We start from the raw sequence: 17,024 nt of genomic DNA, 5'->3' as shown, positions 1-17,024 counted from the left end.
GCCAGGACCGGCACGGAGGCCGCCACCGCCCCGATCTGCAGCAGCCGGCGGCGGGCCAGGGGGTGGTGCGACGGATTTGCGGGCAGGGCGTTTCCGGGCATGGTGAAGCGCTCCTTGCAACAGGGGGTGAAAAGGATGCGGCCGCGGAAAAGGGTCAGGGCTCAGCGGCTGTAGCCGGCCGCGATGCCTTCGACGATCCGGCGCCCGAGCCACAGGTAGGCCACGAGCAGCGGGCCGACGATGATGATGAGCCCGGCGAACAGCACCGAGTACCGCGAGCCGGTGTACTGCATGGTCTGCATGAAGTTGTAGAGCGAGAGCGACAGCGTGGTCTTGGTCTGCAGCATGACCAGCGCGAAGAACGTCTCGCTCCAGTGCCCGATGGCCTGCATCACGAAGATGGTGATCAGACCGGAGCGGGCCAGCGGCAGCATGATGCGCCAGAAGACGTACCAAGGACTGGCGCCGTCGATCGCCCCGGCCTGCTCCAGCTCGGTCGGCATCGAGCGGAAGAACGCGGTGAGCAGGAACAGCGCGTAGGGGATCCCGGCGCCGATGTAGATGAGCATCAGGCCCCAGACCGAGTCGGTCAGCCCGATCTTGTCGAAGGCCACGTAGAGGGGGATGAACATGGTCTGCGCGGGGATGCCCAGCCCGAGCACGAACAGGCTCAGGTGGGTCCCGGCGCCGCGGATCTGGAAGCGGGCCAGGGCGTAGGCGGCCGGCGCGGCCAGCACGATGCAGCCGACCCCGGAACCGACCACCAGCACGAGCGAGTTCAGCACGCCGTCGCCGAACTGCCCCGACGTCCAGGCGATCTCGTAGTTGTCCCACGCGAAGTGGCTCGGCCAGCTGAACGGCTCGAGCACCATCTCCCGGGTCTCCTTGAGCGAGGACAGCAGCATCCACACCAGGATGAGCACGTCCACGGCGGCCAGCGCCCACACGAGGGGGATCAGCACGCGGGCCACCGGGCCGCGGGTTCGTCGCACGGTCTTCATCTGCGAGGCTCCCTGTCGCTAGTAGGTGACGGTGTCCTTGCGGACCACCCGGCGGGCCAGGAAGGTCAGCAGACCGGTGAGGATCAGCACGACGACGCCGGAGGCGGAGGCCACCCCGTAGTCGGCGAGGCCGTCGGGGTTGAAGGCCTCCGCGTAGGAGTACATCGCGAAGTTCCACACGTTCTTCGGCGGCAGGGAGCCGGCCGCGGCGGAGAAGGTCAGGATGAACTCGAACGTCTTGAGCGCGCCGATGCACCACAGGATCGCGCACACCGACACCACGTCCCAGGTCATCGGCAGCGTGATGTGGAAGAACCGCTGCCACGGGGTGGCGCCCTCCAGCTCGGCGGCCTCGTAGACCTCCGGCGGGATCCGGTCGACGGCGGCCATGAAGATGACCGTGTAGGTGCCGGAGCCGAGCCACACCATGCCGACCAGCAGCGTCTTGAACATGTTGTTCTCGGCGAGCCAGGCGGGGTGGTTGTGCACCCCGACCACGGACAGCAGGCGGTTCACCAGCCCGTCGGGGTTGAACAGGTAGCCCCACAGGATCGACACCACGATGCCGGGCACCAGCGAGGGGAAGAACACCACGGCCCGCACGAACCGCCGGCCGAGCATGTCGTGCATGAGCATGGTCAGCGTGAACGCCACCGCGAACACCGCCACGCCCACCCCGAGGACGATCCACAGGGTGTTCACGAACGCCGTGCCGAACACCGGGTCGGTCAGCATCGAGGTGTAGTTGTCCAGGCCCGCCCACTCCAGCGCGCCGGCCCCGGACCAGTGGTTCAGGCTGACCCAGATGGTGAAGACCGTGGGGGCCAGCATGATCAGCGCGTAGACGACGAGCGCCGGATAGACGAACGGCACGAACAGCCGCCGCCGGGAACGCTCGAACGGGGAGTACCGCGGCCGGGTGGCCGCCTTGCCGGCGGTCGTGGCCGCCACTTCGGTTCGTGCCAACTGCGTCGTCACGCGCTGATCACCCTTCTTCGCCGCGGGGCGCACTACTTCCAGAACGCGCTCGTCTGGCTGGCCATCTGGTCGATGAACTGCTCCGCGGTGAGCTTGCCGAAGACGAGCTGGTCGTCGAGCGCGTACAGCACCTTGGTCTCGAAGCCCTGGGCCGAGGTCGGGTACCGGTAGTTGTTCACCTGGTCGGCGTCGATCTGGTGCTTCATCCCGGTGAACATGGCCGGCGGGGCGACGTCCTTGGCCACCGGCAGGCTCCGCAGCGTGGTGGTCACCTGCTGCTGGTACTTGTTCTGCAGCACGAACGCGGCGAACTGCTTGGCGGCGTCGGGGTGCTTGGCCTTCTTGAAGATGCCGATCGAGCCGCCCTGGATCTTCACCTGGGGGACGGCGTGGCCGGGGGCGGCGGGGAACGGGAAGGACTGGAAGTCGAAGCCGGGCGCGGCGACGGCCGCCACCTCCTCCGGCAGCCAGCTGCCCATCAGGATGAAGTCGGCCTCGTCGTTGGCCCACTTGTTCTCCATCGCCGGGAACTTCGAGGCGTTGAAGCCGTCGATGAAGTACTTGCCCTTGGCCAGCCGCTCGACGAGCTTGGCCGCCTCCAGGTAGCCCGGCTGCTTCCACGTCTCGCCGGTCTTGTCGACGGCCGCCTTGACCAGCCCGTCGGGGCCGACGGTGGAGTAGACGAAGTACGAGAAGAAGTACGCGTTGTAGCTGGTGACGCTGCCGTCGAGCGCGATCGGGCGGCGCCCCTTGGCCTTGAGCCCGTCCAGGATGGTGAAGAACGCGTCCCAGTCCTTCGGCGGGTTGTCGATCAGCTCCGGGAACCGCTTGCCGTTGAAGAAGATGGCGTCGGAGGAGCCCCAGTAGGGCACCGACAGCGGTGCCTGCACGTTGCCGGCGTCGTCGAAGGTGGCTGAGCAGGTGCGGTAGGACTTGCCCACGACGTCGTCGATCGTCTTGGGCGTGCCGCTCACGGTGCTCTGGTAGACGTCGGTCAGCGGCAAGGTGCCGGCCACGAGCTGGTTGGTGAACGCGCTGACGCTGCCGTCGTAGACGTCGGCCGGCACGTTGTCGGTGTTGAGGGTCGGCACCAGTGCCTTGGTGGCGCCGCGGCCCTTCCACTGCACGTTGACCTTGATGCCGGTCTGCTTGGTGAAGTCGTCGATGATGCCCTGCATGAGCTTCTGGCCGGCCTCGCCCTTGGACCAGTAGCTCCACAGGTCCAGCTCGGTGTCCTTGCCCGCGGCGGTGGATGCGCCGCTGCCGTCGCCGCAGGCCGCGAGGCCGAGGAGCGCCGCGGCGCCCACGAGGGCCTGGCGGCGGGTGATGTTCGTCATGTGGGGGTGCCGTTCTGTGAGGATGAACATGACCGATGTGGTGATCGCACCTGACGACTGGGTGGGCCGGGGCGTGTGCACTGGTTGGGGTGTCCCTATGAGTCAGGTGCGTCGATGCGTGAGATACTGAGGAGAGGGAGAGGGGTAGCCGCGGCCGGGCCGCGGCGGGGAGAGGAAGAGGCGGCTGCCGTGCCTGACCGTGCCGGATCGGAACATGGCCGCAGTCACGTGCTGGCGAGCGTGGTTCGCCTGGTCAACACCGGCCCCGAGGCCGGCGAGGGCGAGCTGCTCGACAGTGTCGCGCGACTACGGGACTTCATCGCGGAGGCGCAGGTGACCGAGGTCCGGCCGCCGACCGGCGCCGACCTCGCTGCGCTGCACGAGTTGCGCCGCCGCCTCTACAGCGTGTTCGCCGCCTCCACGATGGCGGACGCGGTGCTGCGGGTCAACGAGATCCTGGCCGCGGCACCGATTCAGCCGCGACTGACCACGCACGACGGGCGCCCGCCTCACCTGCACTTCTTCCCGCCGTATGCGACCCTGACCGACCATCTCGCCGCGGACTGCGCCATGGCCTTGTCCCTCCTGATCGCCGACGGGGAGCGGGCCCGGCTGCGCATCTGCGCCGCCGAAGACTGCTCCCGGGTGTTGTATGACGAGTCGCGCAACCGCACGCGCCTGTACTGCGACAGCCAGCGCTGCGGCAATCGCCTGCACGCCGCGGCATATCGGGCCCGCCGCCGCTCCGTCTGACGGGGGATCACCGTACCCGTTGCCACCGCCCGGGCCGGCCGGCTGCCGACCGGGCTGGGCGTTGACGTGCAACCGGTTGCATAGTTTACTGATCACGGCAGCGCTCGTCCAGTACGAGATTGTCAAAGACCTCGTCATCGCCTTGACATCGGGTCCAGCTGCCCATCCGGGGCGATTCCGGGCGTGACCGCGCGCCGCCCCGGCCGTCTCCCTGAGCTTCTGGAGAATCGCATGCTTCGCGAATCAGCCGATCCCGCGGCCCGGCCGCCGGTACCGGCCCAAGCCGGCCACGCGCGGCGCCGCACGGTCGACCTCCTGCACGTCGAGATCCACCCGGACCCGGTCGCCGCCGGCCGGGCGGCCGCCGCCGTCATCGCCGACGAGCTGCGGGCCGTGCTGCGCGACAAGGAGGTGGCGCGCGTGGTGTTCGCGGCCGCGCCCTCGCAGGACGCCACCCTCGACGCACTCGCCGCCGCGCCGGACCTCGACTGGTCCCGCGTGGTGGCGTTCCAGATGGACGAGTACCGCGGGGTGGCGCCCGGAGATCCGGCGTCGTTCGCCGGCTACCTGCGTCGGCGCCTGTTCGACCGGGTCCGGCCCGGACGGATCCTGATCCTGGACGGCACCGCGTCGGCGGCGCAGGAGCTCGCCCGCTACGCCGACCTGCTGCTCGACGCCCCGCTCGACATAGTGTGTCTGGGCATCGGGGAGAACGGGCACATCGCGTTCAACGATCCCGACGTCGCGGACTTCGCCGACCCTGAGGTGGTGAAACTGGTGACCCTGGACGACCGCTCGCGGCGCCAGCAGGTCTCCGACGGCTGCTTCGCGAGCCTGGCGGAGGTGCCGCGGGAGGCGTTCACGCTCACCGTCCCGACCCTGCTGTCCGCGGCGGTACTCGTCGGCTCGGTGCCCGGCGCGGCGAAGGCGGAGGCGGTGGCCGCGACTCTGGACGGTCCGGTTCGCCAGGCGGTGCCGGCCACCGCGCTGCGCAGCCACCCGCGGTGCACGCTGTTCGTCGACGCAGCCGCGGCCGCCGGGCTCACCGGCGCGCCGCCGCTCGGGTAGTGCGCGCCGTGCCGTTCGAACTGATCGGGCGGATCCCCGGCCGCCCCGGTGTCAGTCGGGTCCGGGTGGCCGGCGGGGTCGTCGAGCGGGTCGAGCCGGCCGCCGGCGACGCCGCGGACCTCATCGTCCCGGGCCTGGTGGACCTGCAGGTCAACGGCTGGGCGGGGCTCGACGTCAACGCGGCGGACGTCGACGCCGACACGATCGAGCGCCTGGTGCGCGAACAGTGGCGGCTGGGCGTGACCCGCCTGTGCCCGACCGTGATTACCGGGCCACCGCAGCGGATCGAGCGCGCGCTCGCGGCGATCGAGCGGGCGCGGGCCCGCGACCCGCTGCTCGCGCACGCGATCCCGGGCGCGCACCTGGAAGGCCCGCTCCTGGCCCCGCAGGACGGTCCGCGCGGCGCGCACGACCCGGACCTGGTGGCGGCGGCCGACGCCGCGGAGGTCGGCCGGCTGGTCGCCGGCGGGCGGGTACGGGTCCTCACGCTGGCCCCGGAACGGCTCGGCGCGCTGGACCTCGTCGCCGCCGCGTCCTCGGCCGGGGTGCTGGTCGCGATCGGGCACACCGCGGCGAGCCCCGCGCTCATCGACGCCGCGGTGGCGGCAGGGGCCCGGCTGTCCACGCATCTCGGCAACGGCGCACATCCGGTACTGCCGCGACATCCCAACTACATCTGGGCGCAGCTGGCCCGCGACGAGCTCGCCGCGAGCTTCATCGCCGACGGCCACCACCTGGACGCGGCCACCTTCACCGCCATGGTGCGGGCCAAGGGGCCGGGCCGGGCGCTGCTGGTCAGCGACAGCGTCGCGCTCGGCGGGCAGCCGCCGGGGCAGTACCGCACGCCGGTCGGCGGCCAGGTCGTGCTGGAGCCGGACGGCCGGCTGCGGCTGGCCGGCTCGACCCTGCTCGCCGGGGCGGCCCGCAGCCTGCTCGACGGGCTGGCCTGGGCCGTCGAGACCGCGCGGGTGCCGCTCGCGGACGCGGTGCGGATGGCCGGCGCGGTCCCGGCGGGTCTGCTGGGGCTGGACGGACACGCGGACGTCGAGCCGGGGCGGACCACCGATCTGGCCGTGCTGCGGCCCGGTCCGGACGGCTGGCGGGCCGTCGCGACGGTCGTGGCCGGGCGGCTCGTGCACGGCGCCTGAGCCCGCGGCGCCGGTCTGCGGGCTGCCACCACCCTGGACGCCGTGCCCACCGCATGCCGCGCCGCCGCGGCCTCGCGGCGCCGCAATTCCGAAGGCCCGTCCGTGCCAAGGCCTTCCCAACGTGCAACCGGTTGCACTACAGTGACGGAACCGCCGTCCCGGACCTCTGGAGAGGCGATGCAGCAGTGCTCAGCGCGCGGGACCGGTCGAGCGCCGGACGACCAGCTCGGTCGGCAACACCGTCCGGCTCGCGCCGATCGACCCGCCTTCGAAACTCGACAGCAACGCGTCGACCGCGACCCGCCCGGCCGTGGCGGCTCCGCCGCTCACCGAGGTCAGTGGCGGGGCCGTGTGCTCGGTAATGACGTCGTCGCAACCGACGACACTGAGGTCCTCGGGCACTCGGAGCCCGGCCTCCTGCAGGCCGGAGACCAGCCCGACGGCCAGCACGTCGTCGAACGCGATCGCCGCGGTGACCGCCGTGCGGCCCAGCTTGCGCGCGGCGTCGACGCCGGCCTCGTGGGTGGAGACGTACGGGCCGAGCAGGGCCGGTTCGAGCCCGTGGTGGCGGCAGCGCTCCAGCACGGCCTTGCGCCGCTGGGTGTTGGCCCACGAGCGGGCCGGGCCGCCGATGTACGCGATCTCGTGGTGCCCCAGCGACACCAGGTGGTCGACGGCCTGGTGCATGCCCACGGTCGAGTCAATGAGGATGCACGGCATGTTCGGCACCTCGCGATTGACGAGGATCACCCGATCCTGCGCCGGGATCTCCCGCAGCTTGGTCGTGCTCATCCGGGGCGAGCACAGCACGACCCCGTCGACGTGCCCGGCGAAGTGGGTCAGCTGGTTCCACTCCTCCTTCGGGTTCTCGTCGCCGTCGGCGACGTAGACCGAGTAGCCATGGGCGCGGGCCCGGTGCTGGGCCGCCTTGATCAGAGGCGGGAAGAACGGGTTGGCGATGTCCGGCACGACCAGGCCGATGTTCATCGACTTGCCGGTCGTGAGCGCCTTGGCGAACCGGTTGGGCTGGTAGGCGTGGCGCTGCGCGGCGGCCAGCACGCGGCTGACGGTCTCGGCGGTCAGCCGCTCCGGGTGGGAGAACGCCCGCGACACGGTCGACGTGGACAGGCCGAGCTCCGCCGCCAGCTGCGAGAGCGTGATGGCCATCGGCAACCCCTTTCGGCTCGGAGGACGCGACGAGTGTTCCAGAATGTAGCCCGCCGTTGCGGCACGCCGTACGCGGATGTGCGAAACGGTACCCGAGCGCCGCGACCCGCGGCCGGGCCCGGGAATGGTACCGAATGAACGTCCTGGTGATCGGCGGATCCGGGCGCGTGGGCGCGATGCTCCTCGGGCCCCTCGCGCGCACCCACCACGTGACCGTGGCCGACCGGGTGCCGCCCGGCCCGGGCATCGCGTTCAGACTGGTCGATGTGGCCGACTTCGGTGGCCTCGCCGCCGCGATGGCGGGCCAGGACGCGGTGGTATACCTGGCGATGGGCCCGAACGACGGCTGGGGCGACCCGCAGCGGTGGGCGCCCGCGCACTTCGCGGTCAACGTCACCGGCCTGTACCTGGCCCTGCAGGCCGCGGCCCGGGCCGGCGTGCGGACGTTCCTGCACGCGAGCACGGCCTCGGTGTTCGAGGACTACTTCGGGTTCGGAGCCGAGCTGGAGCACCGCGCGCCGGATGCCACCGACGCCTACGGGCTCAGCAAGCGCCTGGGCGAGCAGGTGGCCGAGGCGGCGGCCCGGGAGCACGGCCTGGCGGTGGCGTCGCTGCGGCTGTGCGGGCCGCTGCCCGACGACGAGTGGCGGGCGTACGACGGCTGGCCGGACCCGCACGTGATGACCGCCGGCAGCGACGTGGCGGCCGCGTTCCTGGCCGCGCTGCGCGTCGTGCCCGCGCACGGGCCCGGATACCGGACGTACTGCATCACCGGCGACCACGACGGCCGGTTCATCGACGCCGGGCCGACCCGGCGGGCGCTCGGCTGGGCCCCGCTGGCCCGTCGCGAGGACGTCGCCGGCCCCGCCACGACGGAGGCGGGCTCGTGACCGCCGGGCGGGTGGACGTGCCGGCCGGGCCCGGCGACACCTGGACCGCCGGGCATGCGCCGTGGCGGCTGGACGCGCTGACCCGCGACGAGGTGGTCCGGCGCGCCCCGGCGGCGACCGTCGTCGTGCCGCTCGGCTCCACCGAGCAGCACGCGGCCCGGCTGCCGATGGGCACCGACTCCCTGCTTGCCGAGGCGGTCGTGGAGCGGGCGGTGCGCCGCGCCGCCGAGTCGGCCGACGTGCTGCGCACCCCGGTGCTGCCCTTCGGCGCCGCGCACCACCACCTCGACCTCGGCGCCGCGGTCAGCCTGTCCATCCCGGTGTACCTGCAGGTGCTGGCCGAGGTCGCGCAGAGCCTGGTGCGCACCGGCTTCCCCCGCGTGGTCTTCGTCAACGGCCACGGCGGGAACGAGAACGTCCTGCGGGCGGCCGCCGACCGGCTGGTGCACGAGCTGGCGCTGCCGGCCACCGTCGCGGCCGTGTCGTACTGGGCGGTGGCGCCCGAGGCGCTCGCCGCCGCCAGTAACGGGATGGCCGCGGTGCCCGGGCATGCCGGTGACTTCGAGATCTCCCTCATGCTCGCCGTCCGTCCCGGCCTCGTGCGCGACCCCGCGCCCGCCGCGGGCGCCGGCGAACCGGCCCGCCGCGAGCCGCTGGCCGACCCGGAGCCGCCCGGCTGGCACGTCCGCCGGCCGGGGCTGTGGCTGGCGAGCGGGGGACGTACCGACGACGGCTCGGGCGCCGGCGCGGACGTCGGCGCCGCAGTCCTCGACCTGCTCGCCCGGCGGCTGGCCGACGGGCTCCTCGCCATACACGGCGGTGCCCGATGACCCCGGCCGTGAAGCGCGTGGACCGGCTGTACCTCAACGTCCCCTTCCGGCCCCGGCTGCGCCCCTGGCACACCCGGCTGATCTGGGGCTGGCAGGTGGTCGAGCTGATCCGGATCGAGACCACCGACGGCACGGCCGGCTGGGGGGAGCGGCTGCCCCACTACACCTGGGGCGAGACCTCCGACGCGGCCCTCGACTGGACGCTCGGCCGGCCGGTCGGCGAGCTGCTCGGCGACGACCGGCTCGGGCCGGCGCTGCAGATGGCGGCGTACGACGCGGCCGGGAAGGCGCTGGGTGTGCCGGCGCACCGGCTGTTCGGCCGGCCGATGGTCCGCGAGGAGGTCGGGCTCGCCTGGTGGGCGACCGACCTGCCGCCGGAGGTGCTCGCCGAGGAGGCCCGCGACGCGGCGGCCGCCGGCTACCGGGTGCTCAAGACCAAGCCGCGCCCGTGGTTCGACGTGTGGCGGCAGCTGGAGCTGGTCGGGGCGGCCACGCCGGAGGACTTCACGGTCGGCCTGGACTGGAACGGCACGCTGCGCGACGCCGGCACCGCCAAGCCGGTGCTGCTCGACCTCGAGCGCTTCGCCAAGGTGGCCGTGTTCGAGACCCCGATACCGCACGAGGACGTCCGCGGTTACCGGGAGCTGCGCTCGGTCCTCGGCCGCCCGCTGTACATGCACCTGGTGGACGACCCCGGCCTCGACGAGACCGTGGACGCCTGCGACGGATACGTCATCCACGACGGGATCGTCTCCGTCCTGACCAAGGGCCTGCGGGCCGCCGCCTTCAACAAACCGTTCTGGCTGCAGGTCGTCGGGCTCGGCCTCACCACGGCGCTGTGCGCACAGCTCGCCGCGGTGCTGACCCACGCTCGCCGGCCGCACGTGAGCTGCCTGAACATCTGGGAGAACGACCTGCTGGCCGACCCGCTGCGGGTGGCGCACGGCAACCTGGCGGTGCCCGCCGGGCCCGGCCTGGGCGTCGAGATCGACGAGGCGAGCGTGCACCGCTACGCCGTCGCCGGCCCGACGCCGCCGGAGCGCCCCGGTGAGCTGCTCACGGTCCGCTGGCCCACCGGCCGTTCGATCGACTTCACGTCGTACGCCGCCTGCAACGACGCCTTCCTGATGGGCAACGAGGCGCCGCAGGAGCGCGGCGTCACCCTCGACGTGACCCCCGACGACGGGTCTTCGCAGTGGCGCAGCCGGTTCGCCACCGCCCGGGCCCGGGATCACCGCCTGTTCGGCACCTGCTGACGGGCCGCGCGAACGCACCATGCCCCCCGTCGTTTCCGCGGAAGGGAATTTCGTGACTAACGTCAAGGACTACGGCGCCGCCGGCGACGGCAGCACCGACGACACCAGCGCCATCCAGGCGGCCCTGACCGCCGCCGACGCCGCGCACGACTTCGTGTACTTCCCGCCCGGCGTCTACATCGTCAACCACACCCTCGCGCTGTCCGGCCACTCGTCGGCCATCCACGGCGCCGGGGCGAAGCGCACCAGCACCCCCAACGGGGGCGCACCACAGGGCACCGTCATCAAGGCGATCAACCAGACCGGGCCGGTGCTGGACTTCACCGGCTTCAAGTTCCCCGACAGCCACCGCGGCCGGATCACCTTCGGCGGCTTCGCCGTGCAGGGCGACGGGGCGAGTGACGCGACGAAGGCCCACAGCGGCATCAGCATCCCGATCGGCGAGTCGGCCAACTTCACCGACATCGCCATCGAGCAGACCGGCGGCCCGGGGCTGGACATCGGCCGGGTGTACCTCTCCGACTTCAACCGCATCACGATCGTGACCCCGGTCGACGCCAGCGCCAACGACGTGCCGTACCTGCGGGCCACCGCCACCAACGGCTGCCGGTTCATCGGCGTCGGGCTGCGCTCGATGACACCGGTGGGCAACACGACCACGGCGGACGTGGGCGCGACCGGTGCCCTCGTGGTGCAGGAGAGCGCCTCCTACGAGCCGGAGCGCAACCTGTGGCTGGGCTGCTGGGCCGAGAACCTGCACGTGCCCAGCGGCGGGACGATCGTCCTGCACCGGGGCGGCGACAACGTCATCGACTCGTTCCAGTTCTTCGACTGCGGGAAGGTCTCCGGGGCTACGGGCACCGCGTACTTCCGCTTCCAGGCACCCGCGGTCAATGGCACGAACGGCGGCAACCAGCTGCGCGGCGTGATCCCGGGCCTGAACACGTCGGCGACCGCCATCGACGTCGGCGTGGACATGCAGCACAGCCGCAACAGCGTGTTCGGCGTGAAGGGCTACAAGGGCGGCAACGTGCGGCTGGCCAGCGGGGTGGAGTACGTCACCGTGCTGCTGACCGGCAGCGAGTCGCAGGCGACGACGAACACCGCGCCCGCCGTCATCGACAACTCGGGCATGCTGACCAACACGGTCATCGACCTGATGGCCGGGCTGTTCCAGCTGCCCCAGGCGGCCACGTTCAGGCTCGGCGCGGACACGACGGTGCAGCGGGCCGGCGTCGGTACCGTCAACGTCGGCAGGCTCGCCGTCACCAACGCCGCGTCCGCGTCCGCGCTCGGCACGGTCGTGCGCAAGATCCAGGTGTTCGACGCCGCCGGCACCAGCCTGGGGTACCTGCCCGTCGTCTCGGAGTCGTCGTGACCGCCCCGCGGGTCACCCGGCGCGCGGTGCTGCGGGCCGCCGCGCTCGCCGGTGCCGGGGTCGCCGCCGCCGGGCTGCTGCCCGCCCGGCCGGCCGCCGCCGCCGCGGTCCCCGGCGCGGGGAACGACACCACCGGTACCGCCGCCGCGAGCACCGCCGCCGCGGACGTCGCCGACCAGTACACCCTGTTGTTCTAAGGAGAAGACACCTGTGAAGGTTGCCGTGCTCGGAGCGGGACGGATGGGCGAGACCGTCATCAACCACCTGCTCAAGTCCGAACTGGTGGACGGCATCGTCGCCCAGGACATCCGCCCCGAACGGGTGGCCGAGCTCATCGCGCGCTACGGGATCGGCGGCGCCGTCGAGCTCGACGACGTGCTGGCCGACGCCGGCATCCCGGTCGTGTTCGTGACCTCGTCGAACGACGCGCACCGGGAGCTGACCACCCGCGCCCTGCGAGCCGGCAAGGCGGTGATGACCGAGAAGCCGATGGCCACCCGCTTCGACGACGCGGCCGACATGGTCGCCGAGGCCGAGCGGACCGGCGGGTTCCTGCAGGTGGGGTTCGAGCTGCGGTACTCCCGGCTCTACACCACCGTGAAGGACTGGATCGATGCCGGTCTGCTCGGCCGGGTCGTCAACACCAGCTGCACGTACATTTCCAGCGAGTTCTGGGGCCCGCACGCCTGGCGGCGCACCAAGGCCGGCAGCGGCGGGATGTTCGGCGAGAAGCTCAGCCACTACGTCGACCTGAGCCGCTGGTGGGTCGGCGACGCGGTGCGGGACGTCTACGCGCCGGCCGCGCCCAATGTGGTGCCGTACTTCGAGGTGCACGACAACTTCCACGCCACGCACCGGTTCGCCGGCGGCGCCACGGGCCACCTGACCTTCATGATGGCGCCCGCGGCGAAGGTGGAGTCCGACCCGTTGCAGGCCCCGGACTACGTGCCCGGGGACGGCCACGAGCTGTCGTACCTCGTCGTCGGCACCGCCGGCGCGGCGCGCACCGACGTGTTCGCCCGCACGGTGAGCCGCTGGACGTTCGAGCTGACCGACGCGGGCCTCGTGAGCACCCTCGTGGAGACCCGCTCATGGACCAAGGAGGAGGACCACCGCTACATCCACAACACGCACGACCAGACCCTCGACATCGTCCGGCGGGTCGCCGCGGGGCAGCCGCCGAGCATCGCCCCGCGCGACGCGCTCGACACGATGCGGCTGTGCTTCGCGGCGGAGCGCTCCGCCGAGGAGGGGCGGATCGTCGGCCTCGACGAGATCGGCTGAGTCCGTTGCCGCCGGCAGCACCGCCCCGTTTGCTCGACGTCGACCTGGCGACCGGCCGGATCCGGCGCACGGAGCGCGATCCGGGCGAGTGGGCGGATCGGCCGGGCGGTGCGCTGATCGCCCTCGACCTCATCGCCGAGGCCGAGGCCGCGGGCGCGATCGGGGACGACGCCCCGGTCGTGCTCGCCGGCGGCGTCGTGGCCGGGTTCCGGTTCCCGGGGCTGGCCCGCGCCGGCGCGGTAGGCCGCTCGCCGCTCACCGGGGGAGTGGTCGACGCGCGCATCGAGGGCCATTTCCCGGCCGCGCTGCGCGACTGCGGCCTCACCGCGATCTCGGTCCGGGGCCGGGCGAGCGCGCCGTGTTACCTGCTGGTCACCCCGGACGGTGCCCGAATCGCCGACGCGCGCGAGCTGTGGGGGCGCACGACCGGGCAGGCGACCGAGCTGCTGCGGCGGCGGCACGGCCGGGCCGCCCGCGTGGCGGCGATCGGACCGGCCGGCGAGCACCGGGTCGCGTTCGCCGACATCGTCTGCGACGGCGGGTTCGCCGCCGCCCGCGGCGGGCTCGGCGCGCGGTGGGGCGCCAAGCGGCTCAAGGCGGTCGTCGTGCTGCCCGGCGAACCTGCGGAACCGTTCGACCCCGAACGGCTCGGTGCGCTCGGGCACCGCTTCCGCGCGGCGCTGCCCGGCAGCGTGCTCGCCACCGGGCAGCGCCGCCCGCCCGGCTTCGGCGCCTGGATGGGCACCGCGGCGGCCGAGGGCTACGGCGTCGTGGAGAACTACCGCACCTCCCGGCTGCCGGCGCCCAATCCGCTGGCCGCGCGGGCGTTCCTCGCCGCGCTGCGCTGGGACGGCGGCGCCTGCCCGGGCTGCCCGGTCGACTGCGTCAAGGGCTTCGGCACCGAGGGACACGGCCCGGGCGGGAGCGCGCTCGCGCTGCACCAGGAGGCGGTCGCCGCGCTCGGCCCGAACCTCGGGGTGTACGACCTGCCGGAGATCCTGCGCGCCAACGCCGCCTGCCACCGGCTCGGCCTCGACCCGGTGTCGGCCGGCCTGACGCTCGGCTGGGCCTGTGAGGTCGCCGAGCACGGGATCGCCCTGGCCCCCGACGCGCCCCGGTTCGGCCAGCCGCACCGCCTCGGCCGGTGGCTCGGCCGCATCGCGCACCGCGAGGGCCTCGGCGACCTGCTCGCCGACGGCGTCGCGGCGGCGGCCCGGCAGACCCGGCCCGACCTGGCCATGCAGGCGGGCGGGATGGAGCTGAGCACGTTCGACCCGCGCCGGCTCCCAGGCCTGGCGGTGGCGTGGGCCGCCTCGCCGCTGGGCATCCGCTACGACGCGGCCGAGCACGACATCGACTTCGACCCGGCCGAGGGCCTGCCCGACGCGGCCGCGCGACTGGCGGAGCTGGGCCTGGAGCCGCTGCCCGGCGCGGAGCTCAGCCCGCGCAAGGCCCGCCGGACCGCACGGCTGCTGGAGCTGTGGAGCGGCCTGGAGGCGTTGGGCGTGTGCGTCTTCGCCGGGCCGCCGACGCGCGTGCTGAGCGTCGCGGACGTGTGCGAGGTGCTCGCCGCGGCCGGCGGGCTGGACGCCGATGCGCAGCGCATCCTGCACTGGGGCCGGGAACGGCTCGCCCGGGCGCGGCGGCTGCATCCGGACCCCGACGCGGCGGAACTTCCCGATCGCTTCTTCACCGAGCCGATCGACGCCGGCCCGGCCGCGGGCGCGGTGCTGGACCGCGCCCGGTTCGCGCAGGCCCGGGCCGAGCTGGCGCGGGCGCTGGGCTGGGCTGAGGGCAGCGACCCGGTGTCCAGCGTGTAGCGGTGCAGTCAGCACCAGCGTCTCGGAGAAGCAGCCGACGTGGTCGTCGAGATCCGGGTCGTCGCGGCCGAGCACCGCCGTGGATGGCCGCGACGATGTCGGTGCCGCCGGCGCCCTTGACCAGATAGCCGAGGGCAACCCCGTGGTCGCCGGGATCGACCTCGTGGTCAGCGTGAGGTCAAGACCCAGCAGTACAACGAGTGGGTCGCGCAGAGCATGATGCAGTACCACAACTTCCGCTACGCCGGATTCAAGATCTTCTACCAGCTGGAGTGATGCCGTCGGCGGCGAGCCGGGTGGCGGTGGCGGCGCCGAGGCCGCTGGCGGCGCCGGTGACCAGGGCGGTACGGGTGCTGCTCATCAGGCTGCGCTCTCAGTGGGATTCGCGGGAGACCTGGCTGCCGCTGGAGCCGGTGAGGAAGGTGAGGTCCGCGCCGGTGTCGGCCTGGCCGACGGTGTCGACGTAGAGGCGCTCCCAGCCGCGGCGCGGTGCCGCGAACGCCTGCACGGCTGCCGGGGCCGGTTCGCGGGCGGCGAGTTCGGCGTCGGGGATGTCGACGTCGATGCGCCGGTTCGGCACGTCGAGGACGATCATGTCGCCGGTGCGGACCCGGGCGAGGGGCCCGCCAGCGGCCGCTTCCGGGGCGACGTGGAGTACCACGGTGCCGTACGCGGTGCCGCTCATCCGCCCGTCGCAGATGCGGACCATGTCGCGGACACCGGCGGCGAGGAGCTTCGCCGGCAGCGGCAGGTTGGCGACCTCGGGCATGCCGGGATAGCCCTTGGGGCCGCAGCCGCGCAGGATGAGGACCGAGTCGGCGGTGACGTCGAGGCCGGGGTCGTCGAGGCGGGCGTGCAGGTCCTCGACGGAGTCGAAGACGACGGCCGGGCCGCGGTGGGTCAGCAGCCGCGGTGAGGCGGCGGCCGGTTTGATGACCGCGCCGTGCGGGGCGAGGTTGCCGCGCAGGACGGCGATGCCGGCGCGGGGCTGCAGCGGCTGTTCCCGGGTGCGGATCACCTCGCGGTCGTGGACGCGGGCCTCGCCGAGGTGTTCGACGAGGGGCCGGCCGGTGATGGTCAGGGCCGTGGGGTCGAGCAGGTCGCGGACCTCGGCGAGGACGGCGTGCAGGCCGCCGGCCCGGTAGAGGTCGTCCATCAGGAACCGGCCGGCGGGCAGCAGGTCGACCAGCAGCGGCACGGCCGAGCCGGTGCGGTCGAAGTCGTCGAGGGTGAGTTCGATGCCGAGCCGCCCGGCGATGGCCAGCAGGTGCACGACCGCGTTGGTGGAGCCGCCGAGCGCGGCGAGGGCGACGATCGCGTTGAGGAACGAGCCGCGGGTCAGTACCGCGCCCGGGGTACGGCCGGCGTCGACGAGCTCGACGGCGAGCACGCCGGTGGCGTGGGCGGCCTCCAGCAGCCGGCTGTCGGGGGCGGGGGTGCCGGCGATGCCGGGCAGGGTCATGCCGAGCACCTCGGCGAGCAGGCCCATGGTCGAGGCGGTGCCCATGGTGTTGCAGTGGCCCTTGCTGCGGATCATCGAGGACTCCGACCGGCGGAACTCGGCCGCGGACAGTGTGCCCGCGCGGACCTCCTCGCTGAGCTTCCACACGTCGGTACCGCAGCCCAGCGGCACACCCCGGAAGGTCCCGGTGAGCATCGGCCCGCCCGGCACCACCACCGCCGGCAGGTCGACCGAGGCGGCCCCCATGAGCAGCGCGGGGATCGTCTTGTCGCAGCCACCGAGCAGGACCACGCCGTCGATCGGGTTGGCCCGCAGCATCTCCTCGATCGCCATCGCGGCCATGTTGCGCCACAGCATCGCGGTGGGGCGCACCTGCGTCTCGCCCAGCGACACCACCGGCAGGTTGAGCGGGATGCCGCCGGCCTGGTAGATGCCGTCGGAGACGCTGCGGGCCACCTCGTCCAGGTGTGCGTTGCAGGGGGTCAGGTCGGAGGCGGTGTTGGCGATGGCGATGTGCGGCCGCCCGTCGAACGCGTCGGCCGGCAGCCCGCGACGCATCCAGGCGCGGTGGATGTAGCTGTTGCGATCGTCGCCGCCGTACCACTGTGCGCTGCGCCGTGCCACCATCGCATGCTCCAACTTTCCAATATTC

The 17,024-nt window shown here is 72.9% G+C and carries 15 protein-coding genes; 10 read left to right on the top strand and 5 right to left on the bottom strand.

Annotated elements, in window-relative coordinates:
- Positions 1-161: 161 nt before the first annotated feature.
- The 3 genes from ABD352_RS49825 to ABD352_RS49815 are packed head-to-tail and all read right to left on the bottom strand — an operon-like array spanning position 162 to position 3,346.
- Positions 162-1,001 carry a carbohydrate ABC transporter permease gene (locus ABD352_RS49825; RefSeq protein WP_344619684.1) on the bottom strand — a complete coding sequence of 280 codons (840 nt, stop codon included), beginning with the start codon at positions 999-1,001 and terminating at the stop codon, positions 162-164.
- 18 nt (positions 1,002-1,019) lie between these two features.
- The gene (locus tag ABD352_RS49820) at positions 1,020-1,979 is read right to left on the bottom strand and encodes a carbohydrate ABC transporter permease (RefSeq protein ID WP_344619683.1); all 960 of its coding nucleotides are present in this window, start codon (positions 1,977-1,979) and stop codon (positions 1,020-1,022) included.
- A gap of 32 nt (positions 1,980-2,011) precedes the next feature.
- Positions 2,012-3,346, bottom strand: coding sequence for an ABC transporter substrate-binding protein (locus ABD352_RS49815; protein ID WP_344619682.1), 1,335 nt, complete (start codon positions 3,344-3,346; stop codon positions 2,012-2,014).
- Between the two features lie 210 nt (positions 3,347-3,556).
- Here ABD352_RS49815 and ABD352_RS49810 point away from each other — a divergent pair, with 210 nt between their 5' ends.
- From ABD352_RS49810 to ABD352_RS49800, 3 genes are all read left to right on the top strand, one after another.
- The gene (locus ABD352_RS49810) at positions 3,557-4,069 is read left to right on the top strand and encodes a CGNR zinc finger domain-containing protein (RefSeq protein WP_344619681.1); all 513 of its coding nucleotides are present in this window, start codon (positions 3,557-3,559) and stop codon (positions 4,067-4,069) included.
- Positions 4,070-4,300: 231 nt separating this feature from the next.
- Positions 4,301-5,137, top strand: a complete 837-nt coding sequence (locus tag ABD352_RS49805; RefSeq protein WP_344619680.1) for a 6-phosphogluconolactonase — start codon at positions 4,301-4,303, stop codon at positions 5,135-5,137.
- Positions 5,138-5,145: 8 nt separating this feature from the next.
- Entirely contained in the window at positions 5,146-6,285 is a 1,140-nt protein-coding gene (locus tag ABD352_RS49800) for an N-acetylglucosamine-6-phosphate deacetylase (RefSeq protein WP_344619679.1), read from the top strand.
- A gap of 189 nt (positions 6,286-6,474) precedes the next feature.
- On the opposite strand, the gene ABD352_RS49795 is transcribed toward ABD352_RS49800, so the two are convergent.
- A complete protein-coding gene (locus tag ABD352_RS49795; RefSeq protein ID WP_344619678.1) occupies positions 6,475-7,452 on the bottom strand; it encodes a LacI family DNA-binding transcriptional regulator in 978 nt (325 codons plus the stop codon).
- A gap of 134 nt (positions 7,453-7,586) precedes the next feature.
- Here ABD352_RS49795 and ABD352_RS49790 point away from each other — a divergent pair, with 134 nt between their 5' ends.
- Genes ABD352_RS49790 through ABD352_RS49760 form a run of 7 tightly spaced genes read left to right on the top strand, consistent with a single transcriptional unit; the run spans position 7,587 to position 14,910 of the window.
- On the top strand, positions 7,587-8,342 hold the full coding sequence (locus tag ABD352_RS49790; protein ID WP_344619677.1) for an NAD-dependent epimerase/dehydratase family protein: 756 nt from the start codon (positions 7,587-7,589) through the stop codon (positions 8,340-8,342).
- Positions 8,339-9,172 carry a creatininase family protein gene (locus ABD352_RS49785; protein ID WP_344619676.1) on the top strand — a complete coding sequence of 278 codons (834 nt, stop codon included), beginning with the start codon at positions 8,339-8,341 and terminating at the stop codon, positions 9,170-9,172. Before ABD352_RS49790 ends, ABD352_RS49785 begins: the two co-directional genes overlap by 4 nt.
- Positions 9,173-9,180: 8 nt before the next feature.
- Positions 9,181-10,428 (top strand): enolase C-terminal domain-like protein, encoded by a 1,248-nt coding sequence (locus ABD352_RS49780; RefSeq protein ID WP_344619675.1) that lies wholly within the window; start codon positions 9,181-9,183, stop codon positions 10,426-10,428.
- A 52-nt stretch (positions 10,429-10,480) separates the two neighbouring features.
- Positions 10,481-11,806, top strand: a complete 1,326-nt coding sequence (locus ABD352_RS49775; RefSeq protein ID WP_344619674.1) for a glycosyl hydrolase family 28-related protein — start codon at positions 10,481-10,483, stop codon at positions 11,804-11,806.
- Entirely contained in the window at positions 11,803-12,003 is a 201-nt protein-coding gene (locus ABD352_RS49770; RefSeq protein ID WP_344619673.1) for a hypothetical protein, read from the top strand. The genes ABD352_RS49775 and ABD352_RS49770 overlap by 4 nt, the downstream gene beginning before the upstream one ends.
- Positions 12,004-12,016: 13 nt before the next feature.
- The gene (locus ABD352_RS49765) at positions 12,017-13,090 is read left to right on the top strand and encodes a Gfo/Idh/MocA family protein (RefSeq protein ID WP_344619672.1); all 1,074 of its coding nucleotides are present in this window, start codon (positions 12,017-12,019) and stop codon (positions 13,088-13,090) included.
- A gap of 29 nt (positions 13,091-13,119) precedes the next feature.
- Complete coding sequence (locus tag ABD352_RS49760) at positions 13,120-14,910, top strand: aldehyde ferredoxin oxidoreductase C-terminal domain-containing protein (RefSeq protein WP_344619671.1); 1,791 nt, start codon at positions 13,120-13,122, stop codon at positions 14,908-14,910.
- Between the two features lie 373 nt (positions 14,911-15,283).
- Here the strand turns inward: ABD352_RS49760 and ABD352_RS49755 are convergent, their stop codons facing one another.
- Positions 15,284-16,999, bottom strand: coding sequence for an IlvD/Edd family dehydratase (locus ABD352_RS49755; RefSeq protein ID WP_344619670.1), 1,716 nt, complete (start codon positions 16,997-16,999; stop codon positions 15,284-15,286).
- Between the last annotated feature and the right edge of the window lie 25 nt (positions 17,000-17,024).

This window comes from Dactylosporangium salmoneum (assembly GCF_039532525.1).
GTDB lineage: Bacteria > Actinomycetota > Actinomycetes > Mycobacteriales > Micromonosporaceae > Dactylosporangium > Dactylosporangium salmoneum.
This window is presented reverse-complemented; position numbering and strand designations above follow the sequence as displayed.